This is a genomic window from Gimesia alba (assembly GCF_007744675.1).
Classification (GTDB): domain Bacteria; phylum Planctomycetota; class Planctomycetia; order Planctomycetales; family Planctomycetaceae; genus Gimesia; species Gimesia alba.
Genome location: NZ_CP036269.1, coordinates 551,147 through 563,738 on the forward strand (window position 1 = coordinate 551,147; position 12,592 = coordinate 563,738).

A 12,592-nucleotide genomic window follows, 5' to 3' on the forward strand; every position below is an offset into this window, starting at 1 on the left:
GTGCAGAACACGGGCACGACAGGTGTTTGTGCGATCAGACTAAGGAAGATTTGCCAGGAACGACCCTTGTTCATTTTTTTGGCGGGGAAGAACAGGCTACAATAGAATCCAGCAACAGGTTCGTTCCTTGATCAAGTCAGACAGAAAGCGTTTGTGCTATGTCCCGCAAAGCAAGGCGGTCTCAAAATCAGTCCCGAAAAAAAAGTTCGCTTCGACAGAAGCAGGAGACCAAACAGGCTACCCGTGAGTCGCTGGAGACCGACTCACTCTCGGCGGAGTTACAAAACACGGGGCGTTGGCCTGTTGAACTCTTTTTTTTATCGTTTTTGCTGATCTGGTCATTTCTGATTTCCTGCTTTCCGTTAAGGAACATGGATATCTGGTGGCATCTGCGAACGGGAGAGTTGATTCTGGAGCGTGGCACAGTTCCTTATTTCGACTGGTTTACGTTTGTTGATTCTGATCGCCCTTGGATTGATCTGCATTGGGGGTTCCAGATTCTGGTTACCTGGCTGTATCGCTGGGGAGGCGTTGATTTACTGATTCTGACCAAAGCCTTCTGTCTGTCTGTGACGATTGGCTTCGCCTGGTTTGCTGCAGGTAGAGCGGTCCCTGCATGGCTGAAAGCGTTGTTATGGGTTTTGCCCGTGATTTGTATCTCAGGCCGATCTCTGGTTCGACCGGAAATGTTGTCACTGATGTATCTTGCATGTTGGATGTATGTGATCAGCCGTATCTCGATACACCCCAAACTGATCTGGTTGATTCCGCTCGTTACGTTGCTCTGGGTGAATAGCCATGCGTTGTTTGTGCTGGGGCTGGTGGTCAGTGTACTGTTTGTAATGGATCATCTGATTCGTGTCTGGGCACAGGGACGCTTTGGGATGGAACTGCCATCCACGGCAATCTCCGGAATGACTTTCATTCGAGTTGGTATGCTGACAGGGCTGGCCTGTTTTTTGAATCCTTATCTGGAGCAGGGAGTATTGTTTCCGCTAACGCTCTATGAAAAATTTTCAGTTGATCAGGCTTTTTATTCGGTTCGTGTTGGTGAATTTCAGCCCCCGATCAATTTCATCAGGCAGTACGGTTTACGAAATCTGTATCTGTTCTCACAGGTGCTGCTGGCTTTGCTGACGCTGTGCAGCTTCTTTCCCTTGTTGACCAGGAAACGCGTCAATCCCTTTCGTATTCTGCTCTTTGTTGCCTTTACTCATCTGGCATGGAAGGCATCACGGAATACCGGAATCTTTTCGCTGATAGCGGGTATCATCCTGTGCGACAATGTCTCTGACTGGCTGCGCTTAACGATGCCTTTGCGAACTGCAACAGGTACGATTCCTGAAACTTCCACAGTGAACTCCCATTGGTTAGAGAAGTCAATCGCAGGTAAGGGGAGTTCCACACTGGTCTTTCTGTTTTTGACAGTCAGTGTCTTAACGGGCCACTGGGCGCGCTGGGGAGGGGAAGGCAAGGTTTTGGGTTTAGGAGAACAGAAAGCCTGGTATGCCCATGCCGCTGCAAAATTTACCGGAAAGCCCGGAATGCCACACCGTGCTTTTATTTCCAACATGGGACAAGCGGCTGTGTACATCTTTCATAATGGTCCGGAGCGAAAAGTGTTTTTTGATGGCCGCCTGGAAGTGAATTCGAAAGAAACATTCCAGTACTACGAACAAATTCAACGGCAAATGGCGGCAGGGGATGCAAACTGGGCCTATGTTCTGCAGGATGAACAGGGACAATTGCCGGTGATTATCCTGGACAGCCGGTATTCCCGCAATGAAATCCGTGGAATGGGAGCAAACCCCGGGTGGCGGCTGGTTTTTGCAGATCCGGCTGCTGCTGTGTTCCTTGATGTACAGACTGCAGATCGCTTGCAGTTACCGCAAGCCGATCCCAGCCCGTTATTTCATCCACCCGGTCTGTAGACCGTGATGCACGATTGGCTCCCGATTCGAAATTGGGCTAAATTGAGACTCCCAGGAGAGGTTGCGCTTGCAAATTGGTATCGCTCAGAGGACAGTAGGAGGTCTCACTTTCACTCAAATAAACCGTTCCTGAGGGAACTGGATCATTCTATTTTCAATTTTGAACGAGGAGAGACATCATGCATTATTCTTTGATCAGGAAGCGACTGATCTCTGTGTTTGCGCTGTTATTACTGCTGCAGACGGCTCAAGGTTTACAGGCCCAGGAAGCACAGCAACAAACTCATAAAGCACCGCTGGCAAAACTCGAACTCAAGTCCGGAGATTCGATCGTCTTTCTCGGCGACAGTATCACACACCAATGTCTTTACACGCAGTATGTGGAAGACTTTTTTTATACACGCTATCCCAAGATGCGATTGAAGTTTCATAACTCCGGTGTGGGTGGTGCCAAGGCCTGGGATGCTCTGGCCCGCTTCGATCGAGATGTCGCCGCTTATAAACCTAAGTATGTGACCGTTTTACTGGGGATGAACGACGGGCAGTATCAACCATTCAATGAAACCATTTTCCAGACATATTACAAAGATATGCAGGAATTGATCGCTAAAATCAAAGGAATCGGTGCACAACCGATTCTGATGACGCCAACCATGTTTGATGCACGCGCCGCGCGCATGGGTAAACGGAAACGGGATCCCGCAGCAGTCGAATTGTATAACTCGGTACTCGCATACTATGGAACATGGTTGCGCGAAGTGGCAGCAGAGTCGGGATTTGGCTTTGTCGACATGTATAGTCCGTTAAATAATATCACTCTCACAGCCCGTCAGAAAGATCCTTCGTTCACAATCATTAAAGATGCCATACACCCTGATCCACCAGGGCAGGTTGTGATGGCGTATGCATTGTTATCTGATATGAACGTTCAACGGCAGGTTTCACGGATTAACATCAGTCAGACCGCCAAAGGAAAACCCACTGCGACTGCCAAAGGGGGAACGCTTTCTGATCTGCAATATACCGATGATGGCGTTTCATTTACGTGGCTGGCAGATAGCCTGCCCTGGGTGGTGCCGCAAGAAGCGCAACTGGGAGCTGAGTTGACAAAGCTGGGGCATCGGATGAGCCAGGAATCATTGTCGATTCATGGGCTGCCAGCCGGTCGTTATGTATTGTCGATTGACGGTAACGTGGTGGGACAATATGCCAATACGGCCCTGGCACGACATATTGAATTGCAGAGCAACGCAAAAACGCCTCAGTACCAACAGGCAATGAAAGTGGCGTTGTTGAACAAAGAACGCAACGATGGTCCCGTCAAGAATAAACGGAACAGCTGGCGCGCTTTTCAGCAGTTTGCACGGATCAAACGCGAGCTGGATGCGCAAGGAGATCAGAAGGATAAAACGCAGGTGGCTCGACTGGACCGGTTAGAAAAACAACTGGAAAACCAGGAAAAGACGATTCAGGAAAGCGAAGCGGCTGATCTGGCATTGGAAGACAAAATCTTTAAGATCAATCAGCCGGTGGCCCGTAAGTACGTTTTGAAGAAAGTCGTTGCCCGGAAGAAGAAATAAGACTCCGGGATCAACAGACCCTGTTAAAGAAGCAGGCAGCCTGAGGTGGAGTCACCCGGGCTGCCTGTTTTTATTTTCCATGTAGGGCTGGGAAATCAGACCAGGAAGACAAAGGTCAAAGCAATCGAGAGTGGGAGCAGGACTGCACAGCTATAGGCCATGAATCCAAAAAAGCTGGGCATGCGGATGTTATTCTTTTCTGCAATGGCTTTGACCATGAAGTTCGGGCCGTTCCCGATGTAAGTCATGGCTCCCATGAAGACGGCTCCTAAGCTGATTGCAATCAGTGAAACTTCGTTGACACCCGCGACGGCAGCTCCGTTTGTACCGGCTGCCTTTGCTGTTTCGAAAAAGACAACATAGGTCGGCGCATTATCCAGGAAGCTGGAGAGCACACCTGTTGCCCAGTAAAACTTCCAGGGAGAATTAATTCCCAGCGAGGCTCCGTTCACATTCAAAATTTGGACGGGTGCCTGCATGCAGATAAAGATCCCGACAAATAAAGCCGCCACTTCAAGAATCGCTTCATAGTTGAAGGAATTCTGTTTCCGAATCATTTTGGAAGTGGTTAACAAAGAGATTCCAGCGAGTGCAAACATGCAGACTTCGCGAAAGAAGTGCGGAGCATGCCACTCAGTACCTGGAACCGGTTTTGAAGGATCGAGGACTGCAACACAGAAGATGACTAACAGTAACCAGAGAAAGTTAATGCTGCCTTTGAGTGAAAATGGTTCTGAGACTTCGGGTGGTGCTTCGACTTTCTCTTTATCTTCTTTTTTATAGCGAATTGTATCGAACACGAAGTAAACAGCCAGTAACGAGAGGTTCATTGCCAGCCACATCGGCCAGAGTGAAAGCGTCCAGGTAAATGGAACTCCCCGGAGGAATCCAAGAAATAAAGGTGGGTCACCAATGGGAAGCAGGCAGCCGCCCGTATTACAAACGACGAAAATAAAGAAAATGACGGTGTGGGCTACATAGTCTCGTTTTTGGTTTGCTTTTAAGAGCGGACGAATTAACAACATCGCAGCCCCGGTTGTCCCGATGAAACTGGCGATGGCGGCCCCGATGGCGATGATCCCTGTGTTCAAAGCAGGGCGTCCTACCAGATTCCCATTAAAGGCAATCCCTCCACTGATGACATATAAGCTGAAAAGCAGTGCGATAAATGGAATGTATTCAACCAGTAAGGCATTCTTGAGGACAACAATCGCCGCCGGAAATCCGGGAGCTGACATTTCATGAGTCCCGTGGTCTACCACACCGTGTCCATACAGAAAGGTGTAGTAAAGCAAAGTCACCAGCCCCAGACTGACGGCAACGAGAAAGCGGTTTTTATTGTGTTCCCACCATTCTTCGGTTTTATGAATTAAAGGGAGAAACGCAATACACAACAAAAGTGCGGCGAAAGGAATCACGCTATAAAAAGCAGGTGGTTCTGCGTGGGCGTGGTGGTCGTCGTGTGGTACTTCCGCTGTTGATGCAAGAGTTGTTGCTTCCAGTTGCGTATGTGCACCAGCGATTAAGTTCATCTCAATCGCCCTCCGTAATTAGGGGGATTAATGTAAATGGGTAAATATTCGAAAATCCATTTTCGGTTTGTGTGGCGAAAACAAGCACGAGCCTCTTGTCTTCATTGGCGGTATAAAATCGTGGATTATGGCATGATCTGAGATCACGTACAACGTCCAGATCAGTGTGATTTCAGATTGAATTTATGAATTTGCATACTCAGTTCGATGTTCTTCTTTTGGTGCTGCATTGTCTTTGATCTCAGACAGGTACTGTTTCACCAGTTCTGCTGTATTCGTACTATCCAACAGCTCCAGGGTAATTAAAGTTTTCCCCAGGGCGATAGGAGGTTCAATCTGCAATGCCAGTAGATAGGCAATTTGCTCGAGTGTCAGGAGATCCTGACGGATTGCTACCTCGCCGAATCGACTTTCTGTTTCTTTCTGCTGATCGAGAATTTTGACAACTTGTTCCGCCGTCAATAGTTTTTCAGCGATGGCAAGTTCGCCTATTTTGACTTGTTCACCCTGTTTAGGGCACTTTAACAGTGCTTTCGAGATGGTGGGAATATCAAAGACTTTTTTGGTCACCAACCAGCGACTGAATCTGCTGCGCTTAATGAGTCGATGCAGTTCCTGATCTTCCTGGCTGATAATGGAACGGACATGGACCTGATTTCTTCCTTTTTCTTTTGATTCGTACATTGCCTCATCTGCTTCGGCAACCAGACGCTCGGCGAAGCCCGTGATATTTCGAGGGGGAATGCCGACGACCGCACCCAGACTGGCTGTCACCGGGACCCGTTTTCCTTCGAACTCAATAACTTCGTTCTCAATCAGAGCCCGCAGCCTTTCTGCCATTTCCTTGATTCCATTTTCGGAAGGATTGTTGACCATAATCACAAATTCTTCACCGCCATAGCGACAGAATACGTCAGAACGGCGGGTGGATTCATTGGCAACGTGGGCAACACGCTGTAAAACCAGGTCTCCAAACTGATGCCCGTAGGTGTCATTAAGTTGTTTAAAGCGGTCAATATCCGAGAAGATAATCCCAATTGGATGTGCAGCACGGGCGCAACTGTAGATTTCTTTTTCAAAGGCTTCGTTGAAATAACTGCGGTTATAAGCTTTTGTCAGGGGGTCGTGGATTGCTTTGCTTTGCAGTTGTTTGTTTTCGGATTCCAGTTTGACTTTTTGTTCTTCGATGACGGCTTGGCGTGCACAGGCTTGAGTCGAATCGACCTGGGCTTTCATCGTTAATTGAACCAGTTGTTCGTTTGCCGTAGCCATGATTTCATAAGGTGATCCGATATCATCCATATTGACTTGGAAAACCTGAGCTGCTTCTTCAAACCGTGATTGGACATTTTCAAGAAATCCATGCAGGTCATCGTGTGGCATATTATAGAATTCGGCGGTCAGTTCCTGCAGTCGATGTAAGGCCAGTCCGCTGTTAGGAGAGCAGAAATAATCACCAATGGATGCTGAAGTTGCAATGATGATGATCAGTTTAAAATTTGGATCTGATTCTAACGCTTTCAGTTGCTCAAATGTATCATGGTGATGTGCGATTGCCGATTTGAACTGTTCTGACATCTGCCAGCGTTCCATCATTTTGACGCCGACTTCGGTATGATTAATACCCAGGACCTCGGTTTCCACTTCAGAGCAGTTTCGTTGTTGCGATTCCGCTTGCTCAAGGACCGGTAACAGGTCGTTGGGAATTGATCGAAGCATAGCCAGATGGCCAATATCCTGGAGCAGCCCGATCAGAAAGCTATCATATTTTAATTCATTTCCCAGTTTCGAAGCCAACAGTTCCGCTGCCGCAGACTGAATGATGGACTGTTTCCAATAGGAATCAAATCGTGATTTCAGCGGGCCTTCCGTGATTGCCGATTCCGAGAGCGAAAAACTCAAAGCCAAAGAAGTGACCACCATAGTTCCCAGCAGGGGAACGGCCCGTTCAATCCCTTTGCATTCAGATCTCAAACCAAAAAATGAAGAATTACTGGCTTTCAATATTTTAGCAGTAATCGCAGGATCTGCTTTGATCGTCTCAATTACTTCCTTAATATCCGTGTCCGGATTTTTTGATAGATCCAACAACCGCACTGCGACAGCTGGTAAGGTTGGTAGTTGATCGGAAGACCAAATTTTTTCAGGCGAAATCATTATCTAAGACCTTTGCGGTAATGCAATTCAATGAAAATACAGTCATTTTCAAGACTCGAATTTCTCTGAGTGACGCCGCGTTTTTCAAAGCGCATTCAAAGTTAACCAAGGTGGAATCAATTACAGATTATTTGACTTAACTTTATGCGTTTGAAGTGACCCAACGCTCCAGTTTGCTTTTCAAACTGTCCGGTGTGAATGGTTTTACCAGATAATCAGAAACACCAGCTTGAATTGCCGTGACCACACGAGCACGTTCTGCTTCGGTTGTAATCATAATCACGGGAATGTCTTTGTTCCGCTGACGAATCTCTTTCAGGAGTTGCAGACCGTCCATATTTGGCATGTTCCAATCGCTCAGAACAATATCAAATGTGGAAGCCTGGAATATCTCTAACGCCTGAACTCCATCTTCTGCTTCAGTCACATCTTCGATACCCAGTTTCGACAAACATCGCTTCTGGATTGTTCTCATTGTTCCTGAGTCATCAACAAGTAATACTTTCATTGGAATGGCCTTTATCTTTAAGTCAGTAATTCGTTCAAAAACAAGTATTAGTCTATTAGTCAAACAGGGGCGTTTTAGCGATCAGAAAATCCTGCTTCAATAGTGAAGGTTCCGATTTCCGAATCGAACGCGATACAAATTGGCACAACATTCGAAGGATAATGAACAGTGTGCCCTTTTCCGGTAATAATATTGGGAATACTAATAGATGCTTCCAGGTGCTCCAGTTGAGCTTTAGCTGATCCAGCAATCATATTCGCTAATTCACAAACGGCATCACAGACTTCGTCATTGATTTCATCGGACGAAATCCCAACGAGACGATCTAAAATTCCAATGCCTACACTTTTTGATAAACTGAGAACGAGCGTTCCAGCTGCCTTTCCAGAAATCCCAATCACTGCACTTAACTCGTGTTCTGGAAGGTGGTCTGCTTTCAAACTCAATCCAGTACGTTTCGGCGTGCAACCCAGCATCATTTCAAAAACAGAGATTGTTGAGCTGATGATTGGATTCACAAATTCTGCAGTGAGCTCCGATTTACCTGTAGTTGTTGACGTCATTATCAAGTTCCTGTTTCCTGGGAATAATTCAAAATCTATAAATCGATTCTTCTGAGGTATTTCTCGTTCGTCTTGCTGGCTTATCGAATTTCAATGTTGAACGGTTGTTTCTGCTCAACTCTTTGATGACTGCCTGACAAATCGTGTGTTTCAATAATTGTTCACTTAGAACATAGATCACGAAAAATTACATGTGCCAAAATATCAACACGATATTGGAAATAATAATTGTACGGTCCCTAGACCATTTCTGAGTATTCCGACTTTGTCGACTGTACTGGAGGCCTTGTCCTGCAGAGATACAGTGAAATCCCTCCTAATAATAGCCAGGCAATAGACTAAGACAGATCGATACTGCTACACATAAGTCAGATAAGAGGCCTTTTGAATGTGGAGCAAAGAGAAACCTGTAGTTTCTGTCTTAAGTTACGTGAAGAGGAAATGAAACAGGATAAAAAGATCCGGATTTCTGCAGTGAGGTGCTTCACTCATATCGATCGTTTAGATTCGTGAAAGTATTGGTGTGTAAAGGCTTCTACTAAAGAATTCTCTCGATTTGCAGTTGAGTCCATGAATGAAATTCGTATACGATGTGTGATAAGAATGGCAGGTAGAAAGTCTAACTGATGATTCGTCTGTCTCTTCTTATGATACGAAGAAATCGTATTATCATTTCAATAATACTTTATTCATCATTTCTCAGAAGTAAGATCGAGAAACTCGTTCAGTTCTTTCTTCCTACATGCTGATATAATTAAATAGCTGCCGTGTTATCTAGCAAAAGCGCAAATGCCAATGGCACAATCATTTCAACAAGATCACTTTGAGTTCGCTCAAGATGTCCGTACTACATGTCATCGATTGAATAACTTCTTGACCATTTTACAGTGTCAACACGATTGCCTTGGGGCATTGCCCTCCAAGAATATTGAGTCAGAGTTAGCTGGCATATTAAAAGAATTAGATCCATTAGTTGAATCCGTTACGAGTGACGTACATGAACTCTCTAAGAAATGCAGAGAGATATTGGAAGGGGCTAATAATAAATAGACAATGGTGGAAAGTAGATTGAACCATTAGTTAATTGATATCTATAATTTCTAGCACTTATTTTTTCCGGGGGCCAGCATGCTTACTTCAACAGATACAATCCGCGTCGTTTTAGTCGATGACCACTTGATGCTCGTTGATTCATTGGTGACACGATTTCAACGAGACTCAGATATTGAAGTCGTCGGGACGGCGACTAATGCCGATGATGGTCTGGCTCTGATTCTTGAAACGGAACCGGATGTTGTGATTTTGGATGTTGAGTTGCCAGGACGCGGTTCGTTTGATATTGGCGAAGAAATTTCATCCCGCTTGAAGAACACCAAAATGATTTTTCTTACCGGTTATCTCTCCGATATCTTTATTGAATTGGCGCTCAGGGTAAATGCGGTCGGTTATTTGTTGAAGGGTGAGCCAATTGAATCTTTGATTCACGCCATCAAAAAAGCGGCTCGGGGTGAATATTGTTTTTCGCAATCCGTTCAGGAACGGTTGATTTTCGATCATAAAAAGAATCGGTATTCGATCCAATCAGAAAGTATGTTGGCATCACTGACCTCTCGGCAAATCGAAGTGCTTCGGCATCTGGCACGGGGGAAGAGTGTCAAAGAAGTCGCACGCTCTATGCATCTTTCTGAAAAATCAATCGACAGTCACAAATACCGAATCATGCACAAGCTGGGAATTCATGATCGCGTTGAACTTGCTCGCTATTCGATTCGCGAAGGATTGACTCTTCCTTAAACAGGAGCTGTTTTTTGATACTCAGGAGTCAATCGGACCACGTTTTTGAATCAGACGATTGATTGACTCCGTTTGCGAGTCCGATAGTTCAAAGTTCATGGTTTCCGCATTTTCGATAATCTGCTCAGGGCGCTTAGCGCCACATAACGCACACGTAATTCCTGTCTGCTGAATCGTCCAGCGTATGACAACCTGAGCTACCGTATGATTCAAGTCTCTTGCCAACATTCGTAACTCATCCAGAAAGTTCTGGTTTTTTTCCCATTCTTCGCCATGAAACATGGGATACTTTTGCCGTCCATCTTCGGGGGCGAATTGATGATCGCGGGAAAGTTTGCCGGCCAGTAATCCTTTCATCAGCGGCCAATAAACCATCACAGAGACCTGATTCTCAATGCACCAGGGGAGACGATCTAGTTCAATCTCACGCTGCAGCATATTATACCGTGGTTGATACGCTGAGATCGGGCAGACAGCAGCGAACTCTTGTAGTTGTTCCAGAGTAAAATTTGAGACGCCGACCGAAAGTATTTTTCCGGCCTCCAGCAGTTCTTTAAACGCCCCCGCTGATTCACTGACAGGAATTTCGGGGTCAGGTCCGTGTAAATAATAGAGCTCTACCCTGTCTGTATTCAGACGCGACAGACTTTCATCGCATTCCTGTTTGATTCTGGCGGGTGAGGCATTGCGAACCTGTTTCCTGTCGGACCAGTGAATGCCACCCTTTGTGGCAATCACAATTTGATCTCGTTTTTCTCCCAGAGCTTTCGCGATCAGACGCTCACTTTCTCCCTCATAACCGTAGCAATAGGCGGTATCGAAAAAGTTGATGCCTGATTCAAAAGCTGCATTCAAGGTCGCCAGGCTTGCCTCTTCAGTTACATCAACACTCGTAACGCCGGAAATCGGCCAGCAGCCCATCGCGATGGGGGTCACTTGAATATTTGTATTTCCAATAGTTCGCAAGGCAGTCATGGCATCAGTTCCTGTAGGAGATTATAGAGTAGCGTCATGTCTTGTAGTGGATGAATGGAGATTCAGCCCAGAACGAGCTATGATAGTGTACCGTTGGCTTAGAGAACATCATATTGTTTGCACGAAACAAGTGAAGGCGAATCGAGATTATGTGTGCACGGTTTTTCTTATTTTCACCTGACGAAGAGATCATGAAATTATTTCACATGGTCAATTTTCCGCGAATCTCTCCCCGTTTCAACATTGCACCTTCTCAGCCAGTGCTGGCAATGACCAGAGGCCAGGACGGTTTTAACGTGAACCATTTTCAATGGGGGCTGATTCCCAGCTGGATGAAAGATCCTGCGCCGGGGCAGGCAATGATTAACGCCCGCTCAGAAACGGCGTCCTCTAAGCCGGCATTCAAGAATGCATTTCGCTATCGCAGGTGCCTGATTCCCGCTAACGGATTTTATGAATGGAAGAGTGCCGGGAATCGTTCGAAGCAAGCGATGTGTGTCCGAATCAATGAGGCACCTCTGTTTGCGATGGCAGGGATCTGGGAGCAGTGGCACAGCCCTGACGGAACAGAGCTGGAAACCTGCTCTGTATTGACGACGGCCGCCAATGCGCTGTTGGAATCCATTCACCCCCGCATGCCCGTGATTCTGCGCCCGGAACAATATGAGCGTTGGCTGAGTGCGGATACCACTCCCATTCCTCAGTTGGAGCGGTTACTTCAGACCTATCCCGCAGAGGAGATGCAGGTTTTTCCTGTCAGCTCCCATGTGAATAAAGTTGCCCATGATTCCCCGGAATGCATCGCGCCAATTCAGGAACAGAAAACGCTGTTTTAGTCAGCTGTTTCGGGGGCCGCGAAGAGTGAGAGAAGGGGTTCGATTTCTTCGAAATGCTCAAACAGGTAGTCTGGTTCACATGCGCGGAGTTCTTCCAGCGGGTAAACACCGGTCGCGACGGCAATCACTTTGGCGCCAATCGCCCGCGCACAGTAAATATCGCTGGGCGTATCTCCAATCACCCAGATCGAAGTTTCTGTCAATGACTCGGAGGTGTGGCGTTGTTGGATCTGTTTGATTGCCTCGTGTGCCACGTCATTTCGATCGGCGTGATGATCTCCATACGCACCGAATTCAAAGAAGTGATTCAGGTCGTAGTGTTCCAGCTTCTGACGGGCACCATGTTCAAAATTGCCGGTCAGTAGACCGAGGTCGATGTGCGTGTGCTGGGACAGTTGTTCCAGGATCGGTTTGATGCCCGGCAAGACGCGGCCTTGCCGTTCTTTCAGTTTTTCGGCAAGCAGTTTGAGATAGGCGGATTCAAAGCGTTGCCGATTCTGGCTGGTATTCGGAATGCCAAAGTATTCGAAGAGATCCACCATGATGGCATGGTCCGTTCGCCCGGCTGTCGGAATGCCTTCCACGGGCGCAGAAACCTGAAATTCTTCTTCCAGCATATGCAGGATCGATCGTTGTCCGGCACCACCGGTATCGATCAATGTGCCATCAATATCAAACAGACAAATATGCATTTTCCGCCAGTGATTCAAAAGTGA

General features: G+C 46.6%; 10 protein-coding genes. 4 read left to right on the plus strand and 6 right to left on the minus strand.

The genetic code is table 11. The features are described from left to right. Nucleotides 1-158: 158 nt before the first annotated feature. Both Pan241w_RS02080 and Pan241w_RS02085 read left to right on the plus strand, forming a co-directional pair. Nucleotides 159-1,931, plus strand: coding sequence for a hypothetical protein (locus Pan241w_RS02080; RefSeq protein WP_145210223.1), 1,773 nt, complete (start codon nucleotides 159-161; stop codon nucleotides 1,929-1,931). 179 nt (nucleotides 1,932-2,110) lie between these two features. After that, entirely contained in the window at nucleotides 2,111-3,511 is a 1,401-nt protein-coding gene (locus tag Pan241w_RS02085; RefSeq protein WP_145210226.1) for an SGNH/GDSL hydrolase family protein, read from the plus strand. Between the two features lie 95 nt (nucleotides 3,512-3,606). Here Pan241w_RS02085 and Pan241w_RS02090 read toward each other — a convergent pair whose 3' ends face one another. From Pan241w_RS02090 to Pan241w_RS02105, 4 genes are all read right to left on the minus strand, one after another. After that, nucleotides 3,607-5,043, minus strand: a complete 1,437-nt coding sequence (locus Pan241w_RS02090) for a sodium:proton antiporter (RefSeq protein ID WP_145210229.1) — start codon at nucleotides 5,041-5,043, stop codon at nucleotides 3,607-3,609. A gap of 183 nt (nucleotides 5,044-5,226) precedes the next feature. Continuing rightward, nucleotides 5,227-7,200 carry a sensor domain-containing diguanylate cyclase gene (locus Pan241w_RS02095; RefSeq protein ID WP_145210232.1) on the minus strand — a complete coding sequence of 658 codons (1,974 nt, stop codon included), beginning with the start codon at nucleotides 7,198-7,200 and terminating at the stop codon, nucleotides 5,227-5,229. A gap of 142 nt (nucleotides 7,201-7,342) precedes the next feature. Beyond that, nucleotides 7,343-7,708 (minus strand): response regulator, encoded by a 366-nt coding sequence (locus Pan241w_RS02100; protein ID WP_145210236.1) that lies wholly within the window; start codon nucleotides 7,706-7,708, stop codon nucleotides 7,343-7,345. A gap of 74 nt (nucleotides 7,709-7,782) precedes the next feature. Beyond that, entirely contained in the window at nucleotides 7,783-8,271 is a 489-nt protein-coding gene (locus tag Pan241w_RS02105; protein WP_145210239.1) for a chemotaxis protein CheX, read from the minus strand. Nucleotides 8,272-9,399: 1,128 nt separating this feature from the next. On the opposite strand from Pan241w_RS02105, the gene Pan241w_RS02110 reads away from it, so the two are divergent. Continuing rightward, nucleotides 9,400-10,065, plus strand: coding sequence for a response regulator transcription factor (locus Pan241w_RS02110; RefSeq protein WP_145210242.1), 666 nt, complete (start codon nucleotides 9,400-9,402; stop codon nucleotides 10,063-10,065). Between the two features lie 21 nt (nucleotides 10,066-10,086). On the opposite strand, the gene Pan241w_RS02115 is transcribed toward Pan241w_RS02110, so the two are convergent. After that, nucleotides 10,087-11,040 (minus strand): aldo/keto reductase, encoded by a 954-nt coding sequence (locus Pan241w_RS02115; RefSeq protein WP_145210245.1) that lies wholly within the window; start codon nucleotides 11,038-11,040, stop codon nucleotides 10,087-10,089. A 149-nt stretch (nucleotides 11,041-11,189) separates the two neighbouring features. On the opposite strand from Pan241w_RS02115, the gene Pan241w_RS02120 reads away from it, so the two are divergent. Beyond that, nucleotides 11,190-11,876 (plus strand): SOS response-associated peptidase, encoded by a 687-nt coding sequence (locus tag Pan241w_RS02120; RefSeq protein ID WP_261344285.1) that lies wholly within the window; start codon nucleotides 11,190-11,192, stop codon nucleotides 11,874-11,876. Here Pan241w_RS02120 and Pan241w_RS02125 read toward each other — a convergent pair. Continuing rightward, nucleotides 11,873-12,568 carry an HAD family hydrolase gene (locus tag Pan241w_RS02125; protein ID WP_145210251.1) on the minus strand — a complete coding sequence of 232 codons (696 nt, stop codon included), beginning with the start codon at nucleotides 12,566-12,568 and terminating at the stop codon, nucleotides 11,873-11,875. The two genes, Pan241w_RS02120 and Pan241w_RS02125, sit on opposite strands and share 4 nt — an antisense overlap. Between the last annotated feature and the right edge of the window lie 24 nt (nucleotides 12,569-12,592).

Excerpts from the sequence above, each read along its gene's own strand:
- Pan241w_RS02080 (WP_145210223.1), top strand. The coding sequence starts at position 159 with ATGTCCCGCAAAGCAAGGCGGTCTCAAAATCAGTCCCGAAAAAAAAGT.
- Pan241w_RS02085 (WP_145210226.1), top strand. The coding sequence starts at position 2,111 with ATGCATTATTCTTTGATCAGGAAGCGACTGATCTCTGTGTTTGCGCTG.
- Pan241w_RS02090 (WP_145210229.1), bottom strand. The coding sequence starts at position 5,043 with ATGAACTTAATCGCTGGTGCACATACGCAACTGGAAGCAACAACTCTT.
- Pan241w_RS02095 (WP_145210232.1), bottom strand. The coding sequence starts at position 7,200 with ATGATTTCGCCTGAAAAAATTTGGTCTTCCGATCAACTACCAACCTTA.
- Pan241w_RS02100 (WP_145210236.1), bottom strand. The coding sequence starts at position 7,708 with ATGAAAGTATTACTTGTTGATGACTCAGGAACAATGAGAACAATCCAG.
- Pan241w_RS02105 (WP_145210239.1), bottom strand. The coding sequence starts at position 8,271 with ATGACGTCAACAACTACAGGTAAATCGGAGCTCACTGCAGAATTTGTG.
- Pan241w_RS02110 (WP_145210242.1), top strand. The coding sequence starts at position 9,400 with ATGCTTACTTCAACAGATACAATCCGCGTCGTTTTAGTCGATGACCAC.
- Pan241w_RS02115 (WP_145210245.1), bottom strand. The coding sequence starts at position 11,040 with ATGACTGCCTTGCGAACTATTGGAAATACAAATATTCAAGTGACCCCC.
- Pan241w_RS02120 (WP_261344285.1), top strand. The coding sequence starts at position 11,190 with ATGTGTGCACGGTTTTTCTTATTTTCACCTGACGAAGAGATCATGAAA.
- Pan241w_RS02125 (WP_145210251.1), bottom strand. The coding sequence starts at position 12,568 with ATGCATATTTGTCTGTTTGATATTGATGGCACATTGATCGATACCGGT.